Raw genomic sequence first — 25,130 nt, 5'->3', positions numbered from 1 at the left:
TCGCGGCTGCCGGCTTCGGATGTGTCGAGCGCCCCCACGGAGCCTGCCCGTCTCAACGTCTGCGACTATTCTACAGAGACCCTCGGAAAGACAGTGGAATGCTCGCCGAATTGCCAGAACCGGCCCAACCGTTGCCCAAAAGCCGCATTTTTGCGGCGATGCAACACTGTCCACAGGCGGGCGTCCGGACGGCGGGTCCGGCAAAATATCGTTGAACGGTCAAGCTGTTGTCGCCGCAGATCCTGGGAGAATCCGGCAAGCCCGGGCGGAGGATCGGGCAGGGGGCCGGCCCGCGCGCATCGGCACGGACAGGCCTCAAAACGGGGTCCGGACGGTCCTGCGATGGGTCCGGCGCGCGCGACGACGGCGCGAATCAGCCCCCGCCGGGGTCGATCCCGGTCGGCACCCGGCAAAAATTGCCGGGTGCCGACTACTCGGCGGCGCTGCGGCGGGGGGCGGCCTGCGTGGCCGGCCGCCGCTCCAGCACCTCGCGCAGGAACCGGCCGGTATGGCTCGCCTTCGCGCGGGCGATCTCCTCGGGCGTGCCCTGGGCCACCACGCGGCCGCCGCCATCGCCGCCCTCGGGACCCATGTCGATCACCCAGTCGGCGGTCTTGATCACTTCGAGGTTGTGCTCGATCACCACCACCGTGTTGCCCTGGTCGACCAGCTCGTGGAGCACCTCCATCAGCTTCGCGACGTCGTGGAAGTGCAGGCCGGTGGTCGGCTCGTCGAGGATGTAGAGGGTGCGGCCGGTGGCGCGCTTCGACAGCTCCTTGGACAGCTTCACCCGCTGCGCCTCGCCCCCCGACAGGGTGGTGGCCTGCTGGCCGACATGGACGTAGTGCAGGCCGACCCGCTTCAGGGTCTCGAGCTTGTCGCGGATCGCCGGCACCGCCTTGAACAGCTCGGCCGCCTCCTCGACGGTGGAATCGAGCACGTCGGCGATGGACTTGGCCCGGTACTTCACCTCCAGGGTCTCACGGTCGTAGCGCTTGCCCTTGCAGACGTCGCAGGTGACGTAGACGTCCGGCAGGAAGTGCATCTCGATCTTGATGACGCCGTCGCCCGAGCAGGCCTCGCAGCGCCCGCCCTTCACGTTGAACGAGAAGCGCCCCGGCTGGTAGCCCCGCGCCTTGGCCTCGGGGAGGCCCGCGAACCAGTCGCGGATCGGCGTGAAGGCGCCGATATAGGTGGCGGGGTTCGAGCGCGGCGTGCGCCCGATCGGCGACTGGTCGATGTCGATGACCTTGTCGAGGTGCTCCAGCCCCTCCAGCCGCCCGTAGGGGGCCGGGTGCTCCAGGGCGCCGTTCAACTTCTTGGCGACGGCCTTGTAGAGCGTATCGATCACCAGGGTGGACTTGCCGCCCCCCGAGACGCCGGTGATGCAGGTGAAGGTGCCGAGCGGGATCTCGACATCCACGTCCTTCAGGTTGTTGCCCCTTGCGCCGAACAGCCCGAGCTTGCCCTTCCGGCCTTTTCGGCGGGCGGTCGGGGTGCGCACGGACATCGCGCCGGTGAGGTATTTCGCGGTGAGCGAGGCGGGATTGGCCAGCACCTCCGCGGGGGTGCCCTGCGCGATGATCTCTCCGCCGTGGATGCCCGCGCCCGGGCCGACATCGACCACGTAATCGGCCTGCAGGATCGCGTCCTCGTCGTGCTCGACCACGATCACCGAGTTGCCGAGGTCGCGCAGGCGCTTGAGCGTGCCGAGCAACCGCTCGTTGTCGCGCTGGTGCAGGCCGATCGAGGGCTCGTCCAGCACGTAGAGCACGCCGGTGAGCCCGGAGCCGATCTGCGAGGCCAGCCGGATGCGCTGGCTCTCGCCGCCCGAGAGCGAGCCGGAGCCGCGGGCGAGCGTCAGGTATTCGAGACCGACATCCACCAGGAAGCTCAGCCGGTCGCGGATTTCTTTCAGGATCCGGACCGCGATCTCGTTCTGCTTGGCCGTCAGCTTCTCGGGCAGTTCCGAGAACCAGCGATGCGCCTCGGAGACCGAGAGGGCCGTGACATCGGCGATGTCCGCCATGGCGACCTTCACGGCGAGCGCCTCGGGCTTCAGCCGCTTGCCCCCGCAGGTGGCGCAGGGCGTCTCGCTCATGAAACGGCCGATCTCCTCCCGGACGGCGTCGGAATCGCTCTCCTTGTAGCGGCGCTCCAGGTTCGGGATCACGCCCTCGAACGGCTTGTTGACCGTGTATTTGCGCAAGCCGTCGTCGTAGGCGAAGCGGATCGACTGCTTGCCCGATCCATACAGCACGATGCTGCGGGCCGTGTCCGACAGGCTCTGCCAGGGCACGCTGGTCTTGAAGCCGAAATGCTCGGCCAGCGCGTCGAGGGTCTGGCCGTAATACGGCGAGGTCGATTTCGCCCAGGGGCCGACCGCGCCGCGCTTCAGGCTGAGCGCCGGATCGGAGATCACCAGCTCGGGATCGATCCGCATCTCGTGGCCGATGCCGCTGCAGGTCGGGCAGGCACCGAACGGGTTGTTGAACGAGAACAGCCGCGGCTCGATCTCCGCGATGGTGAACCCCGAGACCGGGCAGGCGAAGCGCGACGAGAAGGTGACGGTCCGGGGCGTCTCACCCTCGGGGGCGTCGGCGAACACGACCTCCGCGATGCCGTCGGCGAGTTCCAGCGCCGTCTCGAAGGAATCGGCCAGCCGCGAGCCGATATCGGCGCGGACCACGATCCGGTCGACCACCACGTCGATGTCGTGCTTGAACTTCTTGTCGAGCTTCGGGACATCGTCGATGGCGTAGTACTCGCCGTTCACGCGCAGCCGCTGAAAACCTTTCTTTTGATATTCGGCGATTTCCTTACGGTACTCGCCCTTGCGCCCGCGGACCACGGGGGCGAGCAGGTAGAGCCGGGTCTTCTCCGGCAGCTCCAGCACCCGGTCGACCATCTGCTGGACGGTCTGGCTCTCGATCGGCAGGCCGGTGGCCGGCGAGTAGGGGATGCCGACCCGCGCCCAGAGCAGGCGCATGTAGTCGTAGATCTCGGTGACCGTCCCCACGGTGGAGCGGGGGTTCTTCGACGTGGTCTTCTGCTCGATGGAGATCGCCGGCGACAGCCCGTCGATCTGGTCGACATCGGGCTTCGACATCATCTCCAGGAACTGGCGGGCATAGGCCGAGAGCGACTCGACGTAGCGGCGCTGCCCCTCGGCGTAGATCGTGTCGAAGGCCAGCGACGACTTGCCCGAGCCCGACAGCCCGGTGAAGACGACGAGCTTGTCCCGGGGGATGGTCAGGTCGACGTTCTTGAGGTTGTGCTCCCGGGCCCCGCGGACCGCGATCACCCGCCGGTCCTCGACGGGGGCCGGGGCGGCGTCGAACAGGGCCTCCAGCTTGGCGTCGACGGCGGCCTCGTTCCGGGCGCCGGGGGGCCCGGATTTCGCGCGAACCGGTTTGGACGGGGGCGCCTTGGCGGTTACGGGGGTTTTTTGAAGCGTCTTGGCAGCCTTGGGCGCGGCTTGCGCGGCGCCAGCACGACCTGGGGCACGACTTCCAGCTTGGGCTTTGGCCATGAGGGCGGCGGTCTTTCGCGGCGTCGACCGAGGCATCGACGAAGTCGGACGGATTCGCGCGCGGGCCAGCCGCCGCTCCGGCTCATGTCGAGCCCGAGGGGGCCCACGGCAAGATGCGGCCGGCGGGACGCAGGCCCGTCATGCGCCGCCGTTGCTAGAACGAAACGCGTACGGCGGCAACCATCTCGCGCCTTGACTCTACGAGTGATAGGGATGCGACCATGGCCGACGTTACTGCCATCGAGTGGACCGACGCGACTTGGAACCCGGTGACGGGCTGCACCAAGATCAGCCCCGGCTGCGACAACTGCTACGCCGAACGCTTCTCGGAGCGGTTTCGTAGCGTACCAGGACACCCATTCGAAACGGGTTTCGACCTAACCCTGCGCCCGGCTCGGCTACAGCAACCGCTGGCGTGGCGCGAGCCTCGTATGATCTTCGTTAACTCCATGTCAGACCTGTTCCACAAGGACGTGCCCAAGGCGTTCGTCGGTCACGTGTTTGAGACGATGGAGCAGGCGGATTGGCACACGTTTCAAGTGCTGACGAAACGCTCATCCCTCATGCGGGACTTCCTTCGCCAGCGATACGGCGGGAGCCGCGGCCCGGTGCACATCTGGTGCGGCGTATCAATCGAAGATAGCGCCAGGATCTCGCGAATCCGTCACCTACAGCAATCTCCAGCCGGCACCCGCTTCCTCTCTGTCGAACCTTTGATCGGCCCTGTTGGCAAGCTCGATCTCGAAGGGATCGATTGGGTGATTGTGGGCGGTGAGAGCGGACCTCGGGCCAGACCAATGCACCCTGAGTGGGTCCGGGAAGTCCGAGACCAATGCGTCACAGCTGGCGTGGCGTTCTTCTTCAAGCAATGGGGTGGATTTCGCCCAAAATCGGGGGGACGTAGCCTAGACGGACGCGAGTGGAGCGAGTTTCCTGTCACACCGCGGCGATCCAAGTTTGCCGTCGCATGAGTTTGCAGGCGCATGAGCAAGAAGCCCAAGGATGGTGTCGGCCCTTGGGCTAAGGAAAAACTAGACGCGCTGGGCGAGTACCTCGGATTTTATACGAAGGTGCTCAAGAATCAGGGATGGTGGTGCAAAGGCACCATTTACGTTGACGCATTCGCTGGCCCCGGCCGGTCCAAGGTCCGAACCAAGGCGAAGGCGGCACCAGAGATTGGCTTGTTCGACTCTGAGCCAGAGACGGATGCCGAGGCGGTCGCGTATCTCAAGGGCTCTCCTCGGGTCGCTCTCGACATCGAAAACCCATTTACACGGTACGTCTTCATCGAGCGCAATCCGGAACGCGTCGCTGAGCTGGAGGCGCTCAAGGAGGAGTACGGCGACAGCCGACGTATCGTCGTGCGCCCAGGAGACGCAGCCACCGAACTTCAAGCCATTCTCGATAGTGGCATTGACTGGAAGCACTATAGAGCAGTCATTTTCGTCGATCCGTTCGGAATGCACATCCCTTGGTCGACTTTGGAAGCACTAGCAAAGACTGGGGCTATCGAGGTATTCGTCAACTTCCCACTCGGAATGGCGATACAGCGTTTTCTCGTCCGAAGCGGTGACATACGCGAAAATTAGCGTGCGACACTCGACAACTTCTTTGGGTCGCCGGACTGGTGGGATCACGCCTACGAGGAGCGAGATGGGCTGTTCGGCGCCGAGACCCTAAAGCTCGCCGACTCAGGCCTTCGCCTACTCGAATGGTATCGTGACCGTTTGAAGCATATATTCGGCCACGTCTCACCCGGACGTCTTATCCGAAATACTCAGGGCGGCCACTTATATTACCTTGTCTGGGCTGGACCTCATAAGAAGGGCCTTGACGGGGCAAAGCACATCTTGAGCAAAGGCGACCGCGTGAATTTTGTAAAAAGTCGCAAGCGCAGCAGCACCTGAGCCCTGGCAAGCGGTTGAGAGCACGGCCTTGCATCAGCTCTGGAGCACGCCTTGCCAGCCCACCTGAACAATCTCCTGCACGAGCTTGCGGATTTACGTGGCTCGGTCGGAGATTAGGCTCGAGCGGTCTCGCATCTATTCCTCTCTCCTGGTGGGAGGGCGGGCGCACGGCGCATCAGGCTTTTGGCTTACCCCCGGCGTGGTGACCGGCCGGTCCCTTGTGGGTGCTGCCCCTCACCCCTCCGCGTTGCGCGCCATGAAGGTGGCGGGGGTGCCGTCCTCGGGGTTCACGAAGATGATGTCGGTCGGCGCCCGGCGGGGCGTGTCGATCGACAGGAACACCACCGGCTCCCCGGGCTCGAGCGCCGGCATCGCGTGGATCGTGCCCTTTTCGAAGACCAGGAGCTGGCCGGGGCCGAACGCCGTCTCGGCGGCCGGATCGCCCAGCCAGACCCGGCCCCGGCCCGACAGGCAGTAGAGGTACTCGTCGCAGGTGGCGTGATAGTGCGGCGGGGTCGGCCGGTAGACCCGGAACACCCGGGCGCTCGCCGCCTCCCGGTCGGTCAGGTAGGTGTCGACCAGGAGCGTCTGGGCGCTGTCGGGCAGAGCCGCCGCCAGCGCCGCCACGTCGAAGAGGCCGGTCCCCGCCGCATCCGCCATCCCGTCCTCCTCACTCGGCAAAACCTTCGAGCACGATCTTGCCCTTGGCGCGCCCGCTCTCGATCAGCGCGTGGGCGCGCGTCAGGTTGGCGGCGTCGATCCGCCCGTAATGCTCCCCCAGGGTGGTGCGCAGGCGCCCGGAATCAACCAAGCGTGCGACCTCGTCGAGGAGCGCGCCCTGGGCGGCGATGTCGGCGGTGGCGAACATCGAGCGGGTGAACATGAACTCCCAGTGCAGCGACAGGCTCTTGCGCTTGAGGAGCCCGACATCGAGCTGCTCCGGATCGTCGATCAGGGCGAGGCGGCCCTGCGGGGCGATCAGCTCCACGATCTCCCCGAGATGGGCGTCGGTGTTGGTGGTGGAGAAGACGAGGCCCGGCGCGCCGAGGCCGAGGGCAGCCACCTCGGCCGCCAGGGGCTTGGCATGGTCGACCACGTGGTGGGCGCCGAGATCCCGGCACCAGTGCGCGGTCTCGGGCCGCGACGCGGTGGCGATCACCGTGAGGTCGGTGAGCGCCCGGGCGAGCTGGATCGCCACCGAGCCGACGCCGCCCGCCCCGCCGACGATCAGCAGCGCCGGGGCCGCGCCCGGCACCGGCTTGCCCACGTCGAGCCGGTCGAACAGGGTCTCCCAGGCGGTGATCGCGGTGAGCGGCAGGGCGGCGGCCTGCGCCCAGTCGAGGCTCTTCGGCTTGTGCCCGACGATGCGGGCATCGACGCAATGGTATTCGGCGTTCGTGCCCGGCCGGGTCAGGTCGCCCGCGTAGAACACCGCGTCGCCCACGGAAAAGCCCTGAACCTCCGCGCCCACGCCGGCGACGGTCCCGGCCGCGTCCCAGCCCAGCACCTTGACGCCGCCCGCCTCCGGCTCGGCCCGGCGCCGGACCTTGGTGTCGACCGGGTTCACCGAGACCGCCGCGACCTTCACCAGCAGGTCGCGCGGGCCCGGCTCAGGCTGGGGCAGCTCGCAATCGACCAGGGCTTCGGGATCGGTGATCGGCAGGGACTTGCGGTATCCGACGGCGCGCATGGTGATCTCCTCGGGTTGTTGCCGCAGGAGATGCCGCCCACCTTCACGGGCCGCAAGTACGCACATAAAACGCCGATAGTGCCGGAAATGATACCGTCGGAGACAGCCCCATGCCCCGCACCCGTCGCCACACAGGGGCCTGCAGCCCCGGCTGCGCCGTCGAGGCGACCCTCCGGCTCATCGATGGCAAGTGGAAGGGCGTGATCCTGTATCACCTGCTGGAGGGGACGCTGCGGTTCAGCGAGATCCGGCGGCGGCTCGCCAGCGTGACGCAGCGCATGCTCACGAATCAGTTGCGCGAGATGGAGGCGGACGGCCTGATCACGCGGACGGTCTACGCGCAGGTCCCGCCGAAGGTGGAATACAGCTTGACCGAGCGCGGACGGTCCCTGGAACCTGTCATCCGCGCCCTGAAGATCTGGGGTGATCTGCACACCGGACAGGCAGATCCCGTCCAGAACGCCGCATGATCCAGCAGATCTGGTCGAATCGAGGCGGCGGCTCATAACCGGATGTTCAGAACTTGGCGGAATGGTAAACCGTCTTCTGCCGAACAGTCCCAGATCTTCCGATGCCTCTCCTGTCCTCGCTCCGCGCCCGCATCCTGGCGGTGGCGCTCGCCCCCTGCCTCGCCTTCGCGGGGGCGGCGGGTCTGGCCGTCTCCGACCAGTGGGCGCGCCGCGCCGAGATGGACCGGGTCGAGAGCCTCGTCGGCCTCGCCTCGCGGATCAGCGCCTTCGTGCACGAGGCCCAGCGCGAGCGCGGCGCCTCCAGCCTGTTCCTGGGCGCGAAGGGCGCGCAGTTCGGGCCGGAACTCGCCGCCCAGCGCGGGCGCACCGACGCGGCGCTGGCGGGGCTGCCGGAGGCCATGACGGCCGCCACGGGCTTCGGGCCGGCCTTCGCGGCCCGCGGGGCGGGCTTCACGCAGGCGCTGGCGGGACTCGCGGCCCAGCGCCGGGCGGTGGACGCCCTGACGCCGAGCGCGCCCGAGGCGGCGCGCTTCTACACCGGCCTGATCGGCGAGGGGCTCGGCCTCGTGCGGGCGATGGGCGGGGTGATCGACGAGGCCGGCCTCGCCGCCCGGGCGAGTGCCTACGCGGCCTTCCTGGCGCTCAAGGAGGCCGCCGGCCAGGAGCGGGCGGCGGCCGCGGCGGCCTTCGCGTCGGGCAGCCTGGATCTTCCGGCCGCGCGCCGGCTCGTCACCCTCTCGGCCGAGCAGGCGACCTATGCCGGCCTGTTCCGGGCCGGGGCCGAGCCGCCCCAGGCCGCCCTGCTCGACGCCGCGGAGGCGACGGAGCCGGCCCGCGACGTGGCGCGCCTGCGCCAGGCCGCCCAGGAGACGATCCCCGGCACGCCGCTCGCGTTCCGCGACGCGCCGGCCTGGTTCCGCCTCGCCACGCAGCGCATCGACGCCCTGAAGGGCGTGGAGGACCGGCTGACCGCCGATCTCGTGGCCGCCGCCGGCGCCGTGCGCGCCCGGGCCGACCGGATGCTGACCCTGTGGGGCGCGGGGGGCTTGGCCCTGTTCGCCCTCTCGGTCGGCCTCGCGGTCTGGCTCGGCACGGCGATCGCCCGGCCGCTCAGCCGGATGGCCGCGGTGCTGACGGCGATCGGCCGGGATGAGGAGACGGACGAGGTGGCCGATCTGGCGATCCCGTCGGGCGGCCCGCGCGAGGTCCGGGCGATCGCCGCAGCCGCCGGGGCGTTCCGCGACAGCGTCGCCGAGCGCCGCGCGGCACGGGCCGCGCAGGAGCGGCTCGCCGCCGAGAACGCCGTGGCCCAGCGCGCGGCCGCGCTCGGCCTCGCCGACAGTTTCCAGCGCCAGGTCGGCGGCATCGTCGAGGCGGTCTCGGCAGCGGCCGCCCAGCTGGAATCCTCCGCGCACGGCATGGCCCGGGCCGCCCAGGACACGACCGACCTCGGCCGGGCGGTGGCGGCCTCCGCCGATTCGGCCGCGCGCTCGGCCGACACGGTGGCGGCGGCCACGGAGGAGCTCACCGCCTCGGTGCGGGAGATCGGCGTGCAGGTCGGGTCCTCGGCCGATCTCGCGGCCGCCGCGACCCGGGACGCCGACGGCATGGCGGGGGAGATCCGGCGCCTCGCGCAGGCCGCCGGCAGCATCGGGGAGATCGTCGCGATGATCTCGCAGATCGCCGGGCAGACCAACCTGCTGGCGCTCAACGCCACGATCGAGGCGGCCCGGGCCGGCGAGGCGGGCCGGGGCTTCGCGGTGGTCGCCGCCGAGGTCAAGGCGCTGGCCGATCAGACCGCCCGGGCGACCGGGGAGATCGGCGCCAAGGTCGCGGAGATCACCGGCTCCACGGAGGCCTCGGTCCGGTCGATCGGCGGCATCACCGGGGTGATCCGCAACCTCGCCCGGATCGGTGCCGAGATCGCCGCCATGGTCGAGGAGCAGGGCGCGGCCACCGCCGAGATCGCCCGGACCACGGCCCAGACCGCGCAGGACACCCGCGGCGTCTCGGGCCACATGGCGGGCGTGGGCGAGGCGGCCGGCACGGCGAGCCAGGGCTCGGCCCAGGTGCTGCAGGCGGCGGGCGACCTCGCCCGGCAGGCGGGCGCCCTGCGCGAGGCCGTGGCGGGGTTCCTGGACCGCGTGCGGGCGGCCTGAGCGAGCGGGGCCCCGGCGCGGGCGCCTGCGGTCGCGCAGCGGCCCGAACCCGCCGCCGGGGATCGGCGGTTCGGGGGATCGCCGGTTCGCCTGCGCGACGCTCCGGTCAGGTCGTGCAGGCGGGGAGACGGGACGCGAGCGCCAGCAGCGACCGTCTCAGTATGTCGGGGCGAACCGGCTTGTGGATGAGCGGGATTTCGCTGTCCAAGGCTTCGCGCAGGCGCGCCGGTGCGGTGTCGCCGGTGATGAGGAGCGCCGGGATCGGCTGTTGCCAGTGCCGCCTCAGAAGCGCGATGGCTTCGGCGCCCGTCTGGCCCTCGCGCAACCGGTAATCGCAGACCAGCGCATCCGGCGCCGGCTCGCGGGAGAGGGCCCCGATCGCGTCGTCCGGCCGTTCGAAGGCCCAGCACACGCATCCCCAGCCGGTCAGGAGCGCCACCATCGCGTCGCGCACGATGGCATCGTCATCGACGATCACGATACGGGTGCCGGCCAGCGCGCCGTTCGGGTCGCCGCCCTCGGGGGCATCCGGCGCACGGACGCCGTCGGTCACGGCCTCAAGCGTTCGGGGCACGCGGATCCGGAACACGCTGCCCTTGCCCTCCCGGGACGAGAGGGACAGCGCATGCCCCAGGGAGGCCGCGATCCCCCGCGCGATGGCCAACCCGAGGCCGAGGCCCTTGTGGCGATCGCGCTCGGGATTGCCGAGCTGGTAGAACTCGCGGAAGATGTCGTCCTGCTTGGCCGCGGGGATGCCGATTCCCGTGTCGTAGACCTCGATCGAGACGTCGTCCCCCCGGCGACGGCAGCCGATGAGGAGGCCGCCGCGGTCGGTGTAGCGGATGGCGTTGAGCACCAGATTGCGCAGGACCAGTTCCAGCAGCGCGGCATCGGAGACGACGGCCAGATCCGTCTGGAGCGTCCGGTAGATCAGGCTCTTGGCATCGGCCAGATGGGCGAGATCGTTCTCGATCCTGTCGAGGAGCGGTTGGAGTTCGAAGGCCCCCGGGCGGGGCGTCACGACCCCGGCTTCCAGGCGTGAGAAATCCAGCAGCGTGTTGAGCATGTCCGTCGAGGCGACGTTCGCGGCCTGGGCGTTCTGGAGGATCCGGCGCTGGGGGTCGCCCAGATCCGTCTGGCTCAACGCCTGCAGGAACAGACCCAGGGCGTGGACGGGCTGGCGCAGATCGTGACTGGCCGCCGCGAGGAACTGCGACTTCGCGGTGTTGGCATGCTCCGCGTCGAGGCGCGCGCGGTGGGCCGCGGCGGTCTCGCCGCGCAACCGTTCGACGAGGGCGGTATTCTCGAAGCGGAGTTCGATCGATTCCCGGACGCGGCGGCTCGCGAGCACGACCTGGCCGTACTGCCCGGCGACGAACAGGAGCGCGCAGATCGCCAGCGCCCGGTAGGGTGCGCCGCCCAGGGACCAGAGCGTCCCGGCCGCCAGGACGGCGACGGGGATGACGAGGGCGAGATAGAGGTGGCGCCGCGGTGCCAGGAGCGAGACGCCGTTGCTGCAGGTCGCACCCAGCAGCGACATCGTCAGGATGCTGACCGCGGGCACCTGCAGCGGGAGCGCGATGCCGATCAGCGAGCCCAGGATCGTGCCTTCCACGATCTTGCTCAGGAAGACGACGCGCTCGACCCGGCGGGCGCGCTCGGGCTCGCTCACGACGTGGCGCGCATGCCGGGCGTAGAGAGCCGCCGCGACCCGCTCGATGAGGAACGCACCGTACCAGCCCAGCAGGATGCCGTGCGGCGCCAGGGTCCACAGCACGATGAGCATGAGCGTCGAGACGAGGAAGCCGACGGCGACCGACTGCGCCACGCCGTCGAGCACAAGGCGCAATTCCTCGGCGGCGATCCGGTGGTCCTGCGGCGGCGTCATCGGATCAGGCCGAGCTGTTGCGCCTTGAAGACGGCCTCCGCGCGCCGGGTGACGCCGAGGGCCGACAGCAGGCCCTGCACATGGCCGCGGACCGTATGTTCCGACAACCCGAGACGGCGCCCGATCACCTTGTTGGATAAGCCCCGTCCGACGAGGCCGAGCACCTCGGCCTGCCGCGGCGTCAGCGACGGACAGACGAGACCGGCGGCCGGCGGAACGACGGCGGACCGGTGCAGGATCTCGCGCAGGACCGTCATCATCCGGTCCGGCCGATCGGCCTTGGACAGGAAGGCGCAGGCCCCCTGGGCGACCGCGGTGTCGACCGTATCCGGCTGATCCAGCGCGGAGACGATGACGATCCTGGCGGCAGGCCAGCGCCGCTGCAGGAGGCCCATCCCTTCCAGGCCGCCGATTCCGGGCAGCTGGATGTCGAGGAGGATGATCGTCGGAACGACCGCCACGAGGGCGAGGGCCTCGTGCAAGGACGCGCTGTCGAAGATCGGGATCCTGTCGAAGGCCGTCGATAGCATCGACACGATGCCGGACCGAAACAGCGCGTGATCGTCGATGATGAGGATCGCTTCCTGCGCCATGCGAATCCTGTCTAACGCAATCGTATCGGTGCCGTCACGCGGCGTGGACCAGTCCATCTGGACTGGTCCACGCCGCGCCCTCGATCCGCTAAAAGACGCCGATCGCCGACCGCGGTCACGCTCCGGCCGGGCGTCGCGCGGGAGGCCGGGCGGGGAGGACATCATGCTGCACCAGCGCACGCATCCCGATCCACCCCGCGCACGGCGGATCCCACGGCACCACCGCCGTTCCGTGCTCCCCCGGGCCGCCCGGAACGCGATGCGTGGGGGGCCTGCCCGCCGAAATCGAGCCCGGGGAGCTTGATGGCCCGTTCACACCCGAAGCGCCGCGCCGTTGCCCGTTTGACGCGGCGCGGCCTCGCCTGCGCGGCACCCGTCCCGATGCGCCGTGCAGGCCGTGCCCTGATCGTGCGGTGGATCGGTGCGGCCGCGCTGAAGCGACGGAAGGCGGCCGGTCGCGCGGCCGTTGCACCACCTCCGGATCCCGACACGGTGCTCAGGCTCACCTGGGCCCAGACGTTCGGGCGCGGACCGGGCCGACAGACCGGCCCCTCGGATGTCGCGGGCCTCATCCTCGCGATGAGGCCGCGTACGGATACGCTGTGTGCGTGAGATCGCGTGTTCGCGCTTCCTGCAGCGACACCCGGCGATGGCGCATCCGCGATCCGACGGCGTGTCGGCGCATCGGGAACAGGGTTCGAGACGTCCCCGGATCGAACCGGGGTGACCGGAAGGCGTCGGCACGGCCAACCCGATCGGGCTCGGACCCCGGCGAGCCGGATTCCCCATTCCCGATCGCGCCCTAATTGACCACGCGTTGGCCCCGGGGCCGGATCGGACAGCGTCTCACGCCCATGGCCAGCCTCAGCGTCGCGGTCGCGTTCGGCGTCCGCCTCCTCCTCGTTCTGCTGTTCCTGCCGTTCAGCGCCCTCGACAAGATCCTGAACTTCAGGGGCGCGGTCGGGCAGGCCCGCGAGGCGGTGCATGCCACCGCGCTCGCCACGGTGCTGATCCTGCTCGGGCTCACCGTCGAGATCGGAATGTCGCTGTGCATCCTGACCGGCACCGCAGACCGGGCCGCCGCCTTCGTGATGGCCGGCTATTGCGGGGTCACGGCGCTCCTGTGGAAACAGTTCTGGAAGCCGGGCGATTTCTGGTCCGGCGGCAAGGGCCGCGAACTGTTCTGGGACTTTTTGAAGAACTTCGCCCTCGCAGGCGGCTTCCTGCTCATCACCTTCGGCACGGGGGCCGGAACGGTCCAGGATTTCCTCGCCGCTCCGCTCGGCTCGACCCATCCCTACGCGGCCGAGTCCCGGCCGTAACGCGATCGCGTCCGGGCTCCCAAAGGGCGAGCCCTTTGGCGGGTTCTCAGGGCGGAGCCCTGAGTTGCTTGCCCCTGAAAGGTTCACCAGGGCTCCGCCCTGGACCCGCGAAAGGGCTCAGCCCTTTCGAAACCAGGATGGGCCCTCAGCCCTTCGGCACGGTGGCGGCCATGGAAGGCCGGCCCTCCACGACCGCGAACCACGCCGCCAGGGCGGGGCGGCCCTCGCGCCACGCGAGGTCGGGGAAGCGCAGGTCGAGGTAGCCCAGCGCGCAGGCCAGCGCGACCGTGCCGATGTCAAGCGCCGGCAGGTCGGCCGCCAGGGCCTCGAACCGGTCCAGCGCCGCCCTGATCTTGCCGACCTGGCCGGCCTCCCAGGCGTCCCAGCGCTGCGCCTCCGGGCGCAGGACGCGCTCGTAGCGGGTGAGCAACGCCGCATCGAGCAGCCCGTCGGCCAGCGCCTGCCGGGTCAGGGCATCCCAGCGGGCGTCGCCCTCGGGGAACAGGCGCGGGCCGGTGGAGCGGCCGTCGAGGTATTCGCAGATCACCCGGCTGTCGTAGAGGGCGGTCCCGTCCTCCAGCACGAGCGCGGGGATCTTGCCGAGCGGGTTGTGGGCCGCGATCTCCGCGGCGGAGCCGGTCGGGGAAGCCGTGGCGGCCGTGACGGTGATCCGGTCGATCAGCCCGGTCTCGTGGGCGAGGACCAGCACCTTGCGGGCATACGGGGAGGCGGGGGAATAGAAGAGCTTCATCGGACCGTCCCGGTTGGTCGTGGCGCCGCGGGGGCGACGCCGGACCTTGCACCGATGGGACCGGGAATCCAGTCCCCGGCGCGCCCGATCCGTCAGACCTTCCGGATCATCCCGGGGCCGGCATGCACCACCCGGGTCCGGCGCGACGGCTTGGATGTCTGCTTGGCGCGCGCACGCCAGGCGAGGATGGCGGTCGCCACCCGGTCGAGGACCAGCATGAACAGGCTGCCGACGATCGCCAGCACGCAGGCGGCCCCGATCAGCACGCCCCAGATCCCGGGCGCCGGGATGATCATCAGGCACAGGAGACCGAAGACGGCTGCGCCGGGAATCCACTTCGCCATCGCGCTGTCCGCCTGTATTCGACTACTATCGGCCAGACGAAACTGTACCGTGAGCATCGATATGGATCATTCAACTTCTAGATCATCACAGGGATTTGTATAAAAACCAACACATCCCGCCCGATTTGGTTGATGAACGGTTAAACCCTTCCGCGATCTTCAATTGTGATGCCGGCCCTGTTCCGATGCGCGTCGCGGGAACGTCCTACGGCCGGACCGGCGTGCGATCCTGTCCGCGCCGATGCGGATCGTCGATGGCGCCAGGATCCTGATCGATGCCATGCGCCAGGTCCGGGATGTCCAGCAACTCGCTGTGGATCTGCCGGCGGATGATCCGTCCCTCCATGACGACGATGACTGCGCCGGCGATGACCAGCAGCAGGCCCAGCAGGGCGGTGCCCATGCTCGCCAGCTTGAGCCCTCCGACATCCTGAAAGACGATCGACAGACCGCCGAAGATCATCGTCGAGATCAGCAGCATGGCGGAGACGAGACCGCAGCCGGTCGCCTGGTTCATCAGCTCGCAGCGCCGCTTGTAGTTGAGGATCTCGTCCCGCATATTGGCCTTCCGGCTTCCGGACAGATCCGACGTCCTGAATTTCTCGACCAGGTCGCGGTAACGCTCGACCGCGGCATCGTAGCGGGTCTGCAGGAAGGCCACGAAGATCCACGCGGCGAAGATGATCGAGGCCGCCGGGCCGACCGTCGTCAGCACCTTCGCAAGGTCAAGGGTCATCGGATTTCGGGGCTCTCGGCACAACGCGGCGATCGGCGATCGACCCTCCGGCAAACCTGCGCCCCATGCGGGGTGTTCCCGCATCGGGCGGGCGTGGCCAAGCGCACAGCGCAGGGGAGCCTAGGCTCCCTGAACCGGACCGGGTTCAGGGAGCGGCAGAGTCCGGCCCTCGCTCACGAGATGGTAGAACCGGCCCTCGAACATCTGCATCACCGCTTCAGTGGCAGCGTGCGATTCCGGGCGGATCGATGAAGCGAGACAGGCGTCGAGGGCTGCCTGATCGGGAAAATCCATCTCCAGGATCATGGCGATCGGTCGCGCGTCGGCATCCTTGGAGACGAGGCGCTGGACCCGCACCGCCGTGACACCCGGGAAGCGCCGCCAGAACGGCTCCAGCTCGTCCCGCACCCGGCGGAAGAACTCGTCCTCCCGGCCGTCGCGCACCGTGCCCTCGTAGATCGCGGTCCTGGTCAGCATCGGGATATCTCCACAGGCGAACCTCCGCTCAACAGACGGTAGCCGGGATCGCTCCCGGGCGGTGACAGCGCACACGGGCTGTCCCGCGGAACGGGCCGGGTGCCGGGTATCCGGGCTTCTCCGGAGGCGCCGAATCGGGGTATCGAGGGTCCAGCCCATCGCGATGATGCGGGAGAGACCGGGATCCACCCACAGAGGAGGACCCGGCGCCGACGGAGCAACCGCCCCGGAAACTCTCAGGCACCGGAACCGTGTCGTCAGGGCGATCTGGAGAGCGGCGCAGCGGGCCAAGCCCGTGGGCACCCGCCGAAGGGGACGTCCGCGAAAGGCCTCGCCAGGGCCGGTCGCGGATCAAGCTCTCAGGCACCGGGACAGATGGGGCGCGCAACCGGCCGACCGCTTGAGGCGGCCTTCCCGCGTCCTCGTTCCGGAGTTCCACCCATGACCCACATCGCCGTGATCGGCGCCGGCATCACCGGCGTGACGACCGCCTATGCGCTCGCCCAGCGCGGCTACCGCGTCACCGTCCTCGACCGGCAGCGCTACGCCGCCATGGAGACCTCCTTCGCCAATGGCGGCCAGCTCTCGGCGTGCAACGCCGAGGTCTGGAACAAGCTCTCCACGGTGATCCAGGGCCTGCGCTGGATGACGCGCCGGGACGCGCCGCTGCTGATGAATCCGAGGCCCTCCTGGCACAAGCTCTCCTGGATGGCCGAGTTCGTCCGCGAGATCGCGCATTACCGGGAGAATACGGTCGAGACCGTGCGGCTGGCGCTCCGGGCGCGCGAAGCCCTGTTCGCCATGGCGGAGGCCGAGGGGATCGACTTCGACCTGAAGACCCGCGGCATCCTGCACTTCTACCGGGACCGGGCGAGCTTCGAGAAGGCGACCGCGGTCAACGCCCTGCTGCGGGAGGGCGGTCTGGAGCGCTACGCCGTGACCCCGGAGGAGATCCGCGCCATCGAGCCGACGCTCGCCGGCAGCTATCACGGCGGCTACTTCACGCCCTCGGACGCCACCGGCGACATCCACAAGTTCACCCGGGGCCTCGCATCCGCCTGCGCGCGCAGGGGCGTCCGCTTCATCCAGGACGCCGAGGTCGCGACGATCGCGCCGGGGGAGGGGGGCTATGCCGTCGGCTGGCGGCGGGCCGGCCGCCCCACGGAGGCGCTGCAGGTCCTGCAGGCCGACGCGGTGGTGATCTGCGCGGGCTGCGCCAGCCGGCACTTCGCGGCGATGCTGGGCGACCGGGTCAACGTCTACCCGGTCAAGGGCTACTCGATCACCGTGAACCTGCTGACGCCTGAGGCGCAGCGGGCGGCCCCGGAGGTCAGCATCCTCGACGAGGCGGCCAAGATCGTCACGAGCCGGCTCGGCGACGAGCGCCTGCGGGTCGCCGGCACGGCGGAGTTCAACGGCTTCAACCGCGACATCCGCCACGACCGGATCCAGCCGCTGGTCGACTGGACCCGGGAGCAGTTCCCGCTGGTCGACACCGACCGGGTGGTGGCCTGGAGCGGCCTGCGCCCGATGCTGCCGAACATGCTGCCCAAGGTCGGCCGGGGCCGCCGGCCGGGGGTGTTCTACAACACCGGGCACGGTCATCTCGGCTGGACCCTCTCGGGGGCCACGGCGGAACTCGTCGCCGAGGCGATCGCCGCCGAGCACGCGCCCGAGCGGACGGTCCTGCCTCTGGCGGCCTAAGTCTCTCGGGTTTCCAAAGGGCCCGAGGCCCTTTGGCGGGTTGTCAGGGCGGAGCCCTGACGCGCGGCGCGCGGTCCCACTCACGAGACGGGGGGCGCGCCGCCACAGATTATTTTGTATTCTCTTTACGAACCACCCCGGGAACCGAGCCGCGATGCCCCCGTCCGCCGCCTATCTCGACCCCGCCACCGGGGCGACCTACCCGATCGAGACGCCGCGCTGGCGCTCCGAGACGGGCGGTCCGCTGATGATCACCGACCTGCCGGGGATCGACCGGACCGAGATCGACACGGCCAAGCGCTCCCTCTGGCGCTACGCCGCCGCGCTGCCGGTGGCGGTGTCCGATCCGGTGACCCTCGGCGAGGGCTGCACGCCGCTGGTGCGCCGGCCCTGGCGGGGCGGGCACGCGCATTTCAAGCTCGAATGGTTCGCGCCCTCGGGCAGCTTCAAGGACCGGGGTGCCTCCGTGATGCTGTCGATCCTGCGCCAGCAGGGCATCGACGCGGTGCTGGAGGATTCCTCCGGCAATGGCGGGGCCGCGGTGGCGACCTACGCGGCGGCGGCCGGGATGCGGGCCAAGATCCTGGTCCCGGCCTCGACCTCGCCGGCCAAGACCGTGCAGATGCGCGCCGCCGGCGCCGCGGTCGAGCTGATCCCCGGCACCCGCCAGGACACGGCCGACGCGGCCGTCGCCCAGGCGGATTCGATCTTCTACGCCAGCCACAACTGGCAGGCCCACTTCCTCCAGGGCACCAAGACGCTGGCCTACGAGCTGTGGGAGGATCTGGGTTTTTCCGCGCCCGACCATGTCATCATCCCCTGCGGCGCGGGCAGCAACATCCTCGGCTGCGACATCGGCTTCTCGGAGCTGCTGCGCCGGGGGGCGATCCCCCGGCTCCCCCGCCTCTACGCGGTGCAGCCGGCCCATTGCGCGCCCCTGCATGCGGGCTTCGAGGCGGGGGCCGAGGATTTCGTGCCGGTCACGCCCCGCCCGACCCTGGCCGAGGGCGCTTCGATCGCCCAGCCGGTCCGGGGCCGCGAAGTGCTGGCGGCGCTCCGCCGCTCCGGCGGCGGCACCGTGGCGGTCTCCGAGGCGGCCATCGAGGCGGCGCTGATGGAGCTCGCCCGGTCGGGCCTCTACGTCGAGCCGACCTGCGCGATGGCGGCGGCGGCGCTCACCGACCTCACCGCCCGCGGCGCGATCCGGCCCGGGGAGACCACCGTGGTGGTGCTCACCGGCACCGGCATCAAGGCGACGCCGCGCATCGCCGAGCTTCTGGGCCTCGCCCCCTGACGGGACCCGCCGAACCGACACCAACGATCCGGAGGAGACACCCATGCGCAACAACATCCCCGCCAGCATCGGCATGTCGGTCGAGGAGGTCGACACCCCCTGCCTGATGGTCGACCTCGACGCCCTCGAGCGCAACATCGACAAGCTCGGCGGCTTCATGAAGGAGCGGGGCCTGCGCCACCGGGCGCACGCCAAGACCCACAAATCCTCCGACATCGCCACCCTGCAGATCGAGCGGGGCGGGGCCTGCGGCGTCTGCTGCCAGAAGGTCAGCGAGGCCGAGGCGCTGGTGAGCGCCGGCATCCGCGACGTGCTGGTCTCCAATCAGGTGACCGCACCGCAGAAGATCGAGCGCCTCGCGGCCCTGGCCAAGCGGGCGCGGGTGCTGGTCTGCGTCGACGACCTCGGCAATGTCGACGACCTCTCGGCGGCGGCTGTGAAGTACGGCGTCACCCTCGAATGCCTCGTGGAGATCGATGTCGGCGCCGGCCGCTGCGGCGTTGCGCCGGGCGAGCCCGTTTTGGCGATCGCCAAGAGGATCGCGGCGGCGCCGGGCTTGAGCTTCGCGGGCCTGCAGGCCTACCAGGGCAAGGCCCAGCACGTGCGCGATTTCGACGAGCGCAAGGCCCTGATCCAGACGGCGATCGACGAGACGAAGCGCACCGTGGACCTGCTCCAGGCCGAGGGGCTCGATTGCGCCATCGTGGCGGGGGCCGGCACCGGCAGCTTCGCGATGGAGGGCGGCAGCGGCGTCTACAACGAGCTGCAATGCGGCTCCTACGTCTTCATGGACGTGGACTACCAGCGGGTGAAGGACGCCGAGGGGCGCCCGATTACCGACTTCGAGAACAGCCTGTTCATCTATACGGCGATCATGAGCAAGGCGAAGGCGGATGTCGCGATCTGCGATGCCGGCCTGAAGGCGCAGAGCATCGACAGCGGCCTGCCGAAGGTCTTTGGCCGGGACGACGTGGAGTACATCAAGTGCTCGGACGAGCACGGTGTGCTGAGCGATCCCGGCAACGTGCTCACGCTCAACGAGCGCCTGAAGCTGATCCCCGGCCATTGCGACCCGACGGTCAACGTCTACGACTGGTACGTGGGCGTGCGGAATGGCCGGGTCGAGGCGATCTGGCCGGTCACCGCCCGCGGCATGACGCTGTAACGGGATGCCAAAGGGCCTCGGCCCTTTGGCGGGGTGTCGGGGCGGAGCCATGACATCGGGCTCCGCCCGATACCCGCGAAAGGTCCCGGACCTTTCGAAACCATGACTTGGGAGAGCCGTGAACCCATGCGCTTCATCTCGGAAGAAGAATCTGCCGCCCTGGTCGATCACGCCATGGCGTTCGACGCGGCCCGGGCGGCGCTGATCGCCGCGGTGGCGCCGGGCACCACCCTGTTCCCGGCGGTGCTCGGGCACGGCTCGGAGCCGACCAACCGGTTCTCGATCAAGTCGGGCTCGACCGCCGATTATGCCGGCCTGAAGGTCGGCTCGTTCTGGCCCGGCAACCCGGACCGGGGCCTGCCCCGGCACAATTCGGTGATCCTGCTGTTCGATCAGGATGTCGGCCGCATCGACACGGTGATCGAGGCGGGCCGCGTCAACGCCTACCGCACCGCCGCCGCCGATGCGGTGGCGGCGAGCGTGCTGGCCCGGCCGGATTCCAAGACGCTCGCCGTGTTCGGGGCCGGCAACCAGGCCGAGTTCGAGGCCGCGGCGCTCGCCCGGGTGCTGCCGATCAGGACGGTGTTGGTCGTCGCCCGGGATAGCGCCAAGGTCGCGGGCTTTGCCGAGCGCTTGGCGGGGCAGGGGGCCTCCGGGCTCGACGTGCGGGCGGCCTCACCGCAGGAGGCCTGCGAAGCCGCCGACATCATCGTCACGGCGACGCCCGCCCGGGCGCCGCTGTTCGAGGCCGCCTGGGTCCGCCCCGGCACGCATGTCGCCGCCATGGGAGCCGACGCCAAGGGCAAGCAGGAACTGCCCCCCGCCCTGCTGGAGCGGGCGACCCTGTTCTGCGACCTGCCCGAGCAGTCGCGCACGATCGGCGAGTTCCAGCACGCCTCTGCGCAGGCTCAAGGAGGCCTCACCGCGATCGGCGACGTACTGCGGAGCGGGGAGGGGGCCCGGACGGAGCGGGACCAGATCACCGTGTTCGACTCCTCCGGCATCGCCCTGCAGGACCTGACCATCGCCCGGGCGATCCTCGCCAAAGCCGACGCGCGCCTGTAGGGGAAGCCGGCGCCGGCCCTCCCCTGTCGGCGGAGGGCGGCATGCAGGACAGGCAGATCCGGGTCATCGGCATCGGCACGGGCGATCCCGAGCACCTGACCCTCCAGGCGGTGCGGGCGCTGGCCGATGTCGACGCGGTGTTCGTCCTCGACAAGCGCGCCGAGACCGCCGACCTCGTCGAGATCCGCCGCCGGATCTGCGCGGCCCATATCGCCAAGCCTCATCGGGTGATCGCCGTGGAGGATCCCCCCCGGGAGCGCCGCCCGGCCGATTACGGCAGCACCGTCGCGGCCTGGCACGCGGCCCGGGCCGAGCGGCTGGAGGCGGCCTTCGCGGAGCATCTCGCGCCGGGGGCGGTGGGGGCGATCCTCGCCTGGGGCGACCCCGCCCTCTACGACAGCGTGCTGCGCATCCTCGACCGGATCGCCGCAAGGGGGCAGGTGGCGTTCACCCGCACGGTGATCCCCGGCCTGTCGAGCGTGCAGGTGCTCGCCGCCCGCCACGGGGTGCCGCTGAACGGCATCGGCGGGTCGGTGCTGATCACCACCGGGCGGCGCCTCGCCGCGGGCTGGCCGGAGGACGTCGGCAGCGTCGTGGTGATGCTCGACGGCGACCCCACCTTCGGCCATCTCGACCCGGACCTGACGATCCACTGGGGCGCCTATCTCGGCAGCCCGGACGAGATCCTGATTGCCGGCCGGCTGGGCAGCGTCGGCGAGGCGATTCGCCGGGTCCGTGCCGAAGCCCGGGAGCGGCACGGCTGGATCATGGACATCTATCTGCTCCGGCGCAGCCAAGCCGCATGAGCGGTCCGGACAATCGCTGACATCGCCGGCCCGCTTTCATCTCCAGCGCCATCCGCTCACCGGGTGTGGTCGATGATCTGACCGATACCCCTTCGGTCTTCCCCGTTGCCCCATTGCGAGATGTCGGGGATCGTCTCGATGCCGTGCTGGCGACCCAGCAGGCTCAGGATCGATTGATCATGTCTATGCTCGACAAATTCAGGATAGTTCGGCTTCAAGCAGATGTTTGGATCGTCATTGACTGCATTGGCGTTCATGGCAAAATCGAGCCACCTCTTTACAAATAACATAGCAAAATCTGATTTCAGAATGCATACAAAACTGCTAAGAATTTGGGGGTCATAACGAAATTTATCGTCTAATCCCATGAAATGAAAGCAGTCTCGCTTTGTCCATTTCCCATTCGTATGGTCTGGATGCAACGTAAACAGAAGCAATCCCTTATGCGATTTTGACGCTAGATCGATAAGCGGATCGACAGAGGCTATGAAGTAGCAGCCACTATCAGTGTACATCACAAAATCGCCATCCTCGACCGTAGATAGAACCTTATAAATAAAATAGGGTTTCCACAGCCAATACCCATTCCCTCTGGGGGCTATCAGAATAGATTGGTTGCGGCGGTAAAATTCGGGATCGATATCATCTGGTCCGAAACTCAGAGCTTCATCGAATCCCCCGACCCGCAACCCACTGATCGAATTGCGCTCTTGTCTGGTGGCAAATCTGTCATTGGCATAATTGATAAGTGTTTTCCTCTTACAAAATCCGAGTCCGATGGGTTCGACTGCTGGTTTATAGAATTTCATTGTTCTATTCAGCCTTTAGTACAATACTTTTCGAATATGCTGAGTTTATTGAGTCTGATGTTCCGGATTAAATTTCACTTCACCGATCGCTGTCGTCACCTCCATTATGACCCGACCGAACACATGTCAATGAAACTCATAAAATGTCTTATTACTTGATTGTTATCAGCATGATTACATGATTCATGATCCGAATTTTGGCGGATGAGCCCCTGCCGTGGTTCGGCTCTTCGCTTTACGACCGTAAAAACTGGGCCTGAGACCGCTATGCTGCCGGGCAGGCTGCCGGCCTCCGTGACCGCATCGCCACGGACAGGATCGGCGAACCCGGCTAGACCGCCGCCATGCTGCATCTGCGGGACTATCAGCGCGCCAGCCTCGACGCCCTCGCGTTCGCCTGGGGGCGGGGAGGGGCGGATGAGGCGGCCCCCGGCCATCTGATCGTGCTGCCCACCGGCGCCGGCAAGTCGCTCGTGATCGCGGCGCTGGCCCGCGAGACCCTGGCGGAGAACCCCCTCGCCCGGGTGGTGATCGTCACCCACAGCCGCGAGCTCGTGGCCCAGAATTTCTCCGAACTCACCCGCGCCTGGCCGGAGGCGCCGGCCGGGATCTTCTCCGCCGGGCTCGGGCGGCGGGAGGCGGGCGCCCAGGTGCTGGTCTGCGGCATCCAGTCGGTGGCCGACCGGCTCGACGCGGTCGGGCCGCGGGACCTCGTGATCGTCGACGAGGCCCACCTGATCCCCCGCGCCGCGGAGACGCGCTACGGTCGCTTCCTGGCGGGCCTGTGGGCGCGCAGGCCCGGGATGCGGGTGGCAGGCTTCACCGCGACCCCCTACCGGCTCGATTCGGGCCGGCTCGACGAAGGCCCGCAGAAGCTGTTCTCCGGCATCGCCTACGAGGCCGACACCTTCACGCTGATCCGGCAGGGTTTCCTGGCGCCCCTCGTCTCCAAGGCGACGCTGACCCAGCTCGACGTCTCGGGCGTCGGCCGGCGCGCGGGCGACTACATTCCGGGGGAGCTGGAGGCGGCGGTCAACCGCGACGCCATCACCCGGGCCGCGGTCGCGGAACTGGCGGAATACGGACGCGGGCGCCGGGCCTGGCTCACCTTCTGCGCCGGGCTCGCCCATGCCGAGGCCGTGCGGGACGCGGTGCGGGCGGAGGGCTATGCCTGCGAGGCCGTCTCGGGCGAGACGCCCCGGCGGGAGCGCGACCGGATCGTCGCCGCCTTCCGGGCCGGACACATCCGCTGCCTGACCTCGGTCGGCGTCCTCGGCACCGGCTTCAACGTCCCCGAGGTCGATCTTGTGGCGCTGCTGCGCCCGACCCGCAGCACCGGCCTCTACGTCCAGCAGGTCGGCCGGGCCCTGCGCTGCGCGCCGGGCAAGGTTGACGCGCTGATCCTCGACTATGCCGGTCTGGTGCGGATGCACGGGCCGGTGGATGCGGTGACGGCCCGGAGCGCCGGGGAGATCCAGAGCCAGCTGCTCGGTGGGGCAGGGGGCCTGCGGGCCAAGCCCTGCCCCGGCTGCGGCGCCCTGATCCCCCTCAACGCCTCGACCTGCGAGGCGTGCTGGACCGAGCCGGAAATGGATGCGGATGCCGATGCCCCGCACGCGGCCGCGGCCGACGACGAATGGCCGATTCTGTCGGCCGATCCGGTCACGCACGGCATCGGACCGGCCGGCCCTGCCCCCACGCCGGATGACCCGCGGGACGAGGCCCCCTGGAAACCGGTCACGACCCTGAGGCTGGAGACCGCGCCGGATGGGCTCGACCTCGTGCTCGGCTGGCGTGACGGGGCCGGGGAGGCCGCTTGGTACGTCCGCCTGCACCCCGAGCGCAGCGGCTACGCGCGCGAGAAGGCGGTGCAGTGGTGGCGTGGCCTCGGCGGCGGCCGCGATGCGCCCATGAGCACCGCCGGGTTCCTGGAGCGCGCCGATCACCTGGTCCGCCCCGTGGCGATCCGGATCCAGCCGGGCCGGCTGACGGAGCAGATCGAGTGCCGGGCGGATGACGGGCGCATCCTCGGCGACACCCGTCGGCGTCCGGGATGTGCCGCGTGACACGGTTTCGGATCGCCTGATGCCCTGCGCGCGGTGCCAAGCCATCCGGACGGCGCCGGGCGTATCGACGGCGCAGCGTCGCGGGTGCCGCCAACGGTGCTGCAGGGCGCGTATGATGATGGAGGGCGCCACCGCAACCGAGGCGTCGGGGATGGGAGCCACCGGAGAGACCGGCCCCTCGACACGCGCGTCATCGGCCCCGCGCGCCTGAGGCGCCGGGGGCATGGCCCAGGGGACGAACACGCGGGACGCGGGACGCCGCGGGAACCCAGGTGTCGGCCAAAACGCGCGGGATCCGGTCCCCGCGGCGCCCGCGGCATCGACCGGGCATCCGCCCCGATCAACGCCGTCT

General features: G+C 69.2%; 21 protein-coding genes and 1 riboswitch. Of the genes, 11 read left to right on the top strand and 10 right to left on the bottom strand.

Annotated elements, in window-relative coordinates; translation table 11 throughout:
• Positions 1-430: 430 nt before the first annotated feature.
• On the bottom strand, positions 431-3,532 hold the full coding sequence (gene uvrA, locus MKK88_RS00435; RefSeq protein WP_243996614.1) for an excinuclease ABC subunit UvrA: 3,102 nt from the start codon (positions 3,530-3,532) through the stop codon (positions 431-433).
• A 221-nt stretch (positions 3,533-3,753) separates the two neighbouring features.
• Here uvrA and MKK88_RS00430 point away from each other — a divergent pair, with 221 nt between their 5' ends.
• Both MKK88_RS00430 and tcmP read left to right on the top strand, forming a co-directional pair.
• A complete protein-coding gene (locus MKK88_RS00430; protein WP_243996613.1) occupies positions 3,754-4,503 on the top strand; it encodes a DUF5131 family protein in 750 nt (249 codons plus the stop codon).
• 12 nt (positions 4,504-4,515) lie between these two features.
• The gene (tcmP, locus tag MKK88_RS00425; RefSeq protein ID WP_243996612.1) at positions 4,516-5,121 is read left to right on the top strand and encodes a three-Cys-motif partner protein TcmP; all 606 of its coding nucleotides are present in this window, start codon (positions 4,516-4,518) and stop codon (positions 5,119-5,121) included.
• Between the two features lie 552 nt (positions 5,122-5,673).
• Here the strand turns inward: tcmP and MKK88_RS00420 are convergent.
• Positions 5,674-6,099, bottom strand: coding sequence for a cupin domain-containing protein (locus MKK88_RS00420; protein WP_243996611.1), 426 nt, complete (start codon positions 6,097-6,099; stop codon positions 5,674-5,676).
• Positions 6,100-6,109: 10 nt separating this feature from the next.
• Entirely contained in the window at positions 6,110-7,129 is a 1,020-nt protein-coding gene (locus tag MKK88_RS00415; RefSeq protein ID WP_243996610.1) for a zinc-binding alcohol dehydrogenase family protein, read from the bottom strand.
• Positions 7,130-7,239: 110 nt separating this feature from the next.
• Here MKK88_RS00415 and MKK88_RS00410 point away from each other — a divergent pair, with 110 nt between their 5' ends.
• Both MKK88_RS00410 and MKK88_RS00405 read left to right on the top strand, forming a co-directional pair.
• Positions 7,240-7,599, top strand: a complete 360-nt coding sequence (locus MKK88_RS00410) for a winged helix-turn-helix transcriptional regulator (protein WP_243996609.1) — start codon at positions 7,240-7,242, stop codon at positions 7,597-7,599.
• A gap of 101 nt (positions 7,600-7,700) precedes the next feature.
• On the top strand, positions 7,701-9,758 hold the full coding sequence (locus tag MKK88_RS00405; protein WP_243996608.1) for a methyl-accepting chemotaxis protein: 2,058 nt from the start codon (positions 7,701-7,703) through the stop codon (positions 9,756-9,758).
• A gap of 106 nt (positions 9,759-9,864) precedes the next feature.
• Here MKK88_RS00405 and MKK88_RS00400 read toward each other — a convergent pair whose 3' ends face one another.
• Entirely contained in the window at positions 9,865-11,646 is a 1,782-nt protein-coding gene (locus MKK88_RS00400) for a hybrid sensor histidine kinase/response regulator (RefSeq protein WP_243996607.1), read from the bottom strand.
• Positions 11,643-12,239 (bottom strand): response regulator, encoded by a 597-nt coding sequence (locus MKK88_RS00395; protein ID WP_243996606.1) that lies wholly within the window; start codon positions 12,237-12,239, stop codon positions 11,643-11,645. The genes MKK88_RS00400 and MKK88_RS00395 overlap by 4 nt, the downstream gene beginning before the upstream one ends.
• Positions 12,240-13,093: 854 nt before the next feature.
• Here MKK88_RS00395 and MKK88_RS00390 point away from each other — a divergent pair.
• Positions 13,094-13,561, top strand: coding sequence for a DoxX family membrane protein (locus tag MKK88_RS00390; RefSeq protein ID WP_243996605.1), 468 nt, complete (start codon positions 13,094-13,096; stop codon positions 13,559-13,561).
• A gap of 145 nt (positions 13,562-13,706) precedes the next feature.
• Here MKK88_RS00390 and MKK88_RS00385 read toward each other — a convergent pair whose 3' ends face one another.
• From MKK88_RS00385 to MKK88_RS00370, 4 genes are all read right to left on the bottom strand, one after another.
• Positions 13,707-14,312 carry a glutathione S-transferase gene (locus MKK88_RS00385; protein ID WP_243996604.1) on the bottom strand — a complete coding sequence of 202 codons (606 nt, stop codon included), beginning with the start codon at positions 14,310-14,312 and terminating at the stop codon, positions 13,707-13,709.
• 92 nt (positions 14,313-14,404) lie between these two features.
• Complete coding sequence (locus MKK88_RS00380) at positions 14,405-14,656, bottom strand: hypothetical protein (protein WP_243996603.1); 252 nt, start codon at positions 14,654-14,656, stop codon at positions 14,405-14,407.
• Positions 14,657-14,861: 205 nt separating this feature from the next.
• Positions 14,862-15,392 (bottom strand): DUF2721 domain-containing protein, encoded by a 531-nt coding sequence (locus tag MKK88_RS00375; RefSeq protein ID WP_243996602.1) that lies wholly within the window; start codon positions 15,390-15,392, stop codon positions 14,862-14,864.
• Between the two features lie 120 nt (positions 15,393-15,512).
• Complete coding sequence (locus MKK88_RS00370; protein ID WP_243996601.1) at positions 15,513-15,869, bottom strand: hypothetical protein; 357 nt, start codon at positions 15,867-15,869, stop codon at positions 15,513-15,515.
• 159 nt (positions 15,870-16,028) lie between these two features.
• A riboswitch (glycine riboswitch) is annotated at positions 16,029-16,131 on the top strand.
• 179 nt (positions 16,132-16,310) lie between these two features.
• Between MKK88_RS00370 and MKK88_RS00365 the strand changes: the two genes are divergently transcribed.
• The 5 genes from MKK88_RS00365 to cobF all read left to right on the top strand — a co-directional run bounded on the left by MKK88_RS00365 (position 16,311) and on the right by cobF (position 21,903).
• A complete protein-coding gene (locus MKK88_RS00365) occupies positions 16,311-17,573 on the top strand; it encodes a D-amino acid dehydrogenase (protein ID WP_243996600.1) in 1,263 nt (420 codons plus the stop codon).
• A gap of 154 nt (positions 17,574-17,727) precedes the next feature.
• A complete protein-coding gene (locus MKK88_RS00360; protein ID WP_243996599.1) occupies positions 17,728-18,867 on the top strand; it encodes a pyridoxal-phosphate dependent enzyme in 1,140 nt (379 codons plus the stop codon).
• Positions 18,868-18,910: 43 nt separating this feature from the next.
• Positions 18,911-20,032, top strand: a complete 1,122-nt coding sequence (locus MKK88_RS00355; protein WP_243996597.1) for a DSD1 family PLP-dependent enzyme — start codon at positions 18,911-18,913, stop codon at positions 20,030-20,032.
• Positions 20,033-20,158: 126 nt separating this feature from the next.
• Positions 20,159-21,097, top strand: coding sequence for an ornithine cyclodeaminase family protein (locus MKK88_RS00350; protein WP_243996595.1), 939 nt, complete (start codon positions 20,159-20,161; stop codon positions 21,095-21,097).
• A 41-nt stretch (positions 21,098-21,138) separates the two neighbouring features.
• Entirely contained in the window at positions 21,139-21,903 is a 765-nt protein-coding gene (gene cobF / locus MKK88_RS00345) for a precorrin-6A synthase (deacetylating) (RefSeq protein WP_243996593.1), read from the top strand.
• Positions 21,904-21,959: 56 nt separating this feature from the next.
• On the opposite strand, the gene MKK88_RS00340 is transcribed toward cobF, so the two are convergent.
• Positions 21,960-22,712: a hypothetical protein gene (locus MKK88_RS00340; RefSeq protein ID WP_243996591.1), complete on the bottom strand. Its 753-nt coding sequence runs from the start codon at positions 22,710-22,712 to the stop codon at positions 21,960-21,962.
• Between the two features lie 344 nt (positions 22,713-23,056).
• Here MKK88_RS00340 and MKK88_RS00335 point away from each other — a divergent pair, with 344 nt between their 5' ends.
• Positions 23,057-24,778: a DEAD/DEAH box helicase gene (locus MKK88_RS00335; RefSeq protein ID WP_243996590.1), complete on the top strand. Its 1,722-nt coding sequence runs from the start codon at positions 23,057-23,059 to the stop codon at positions 24,776-24,778.
• Positions 24,779-25,130: the final 352 nt, after the last annotated feature.

Origin of the sequence: Methylobacterium sp. E-005 (assembly GCF_022829725.1) — a bacterium.
Lineage (GTDB): Bacteria > Pseudomonadota > Alphaproteobacteria > Rhizobiales > Beijerinckiaceae > Methylobacterium.
Note: the sequence above shows the minus strand (reverse complement) of the source record. Positions and strands in the feature narration are given on the sequence as shown.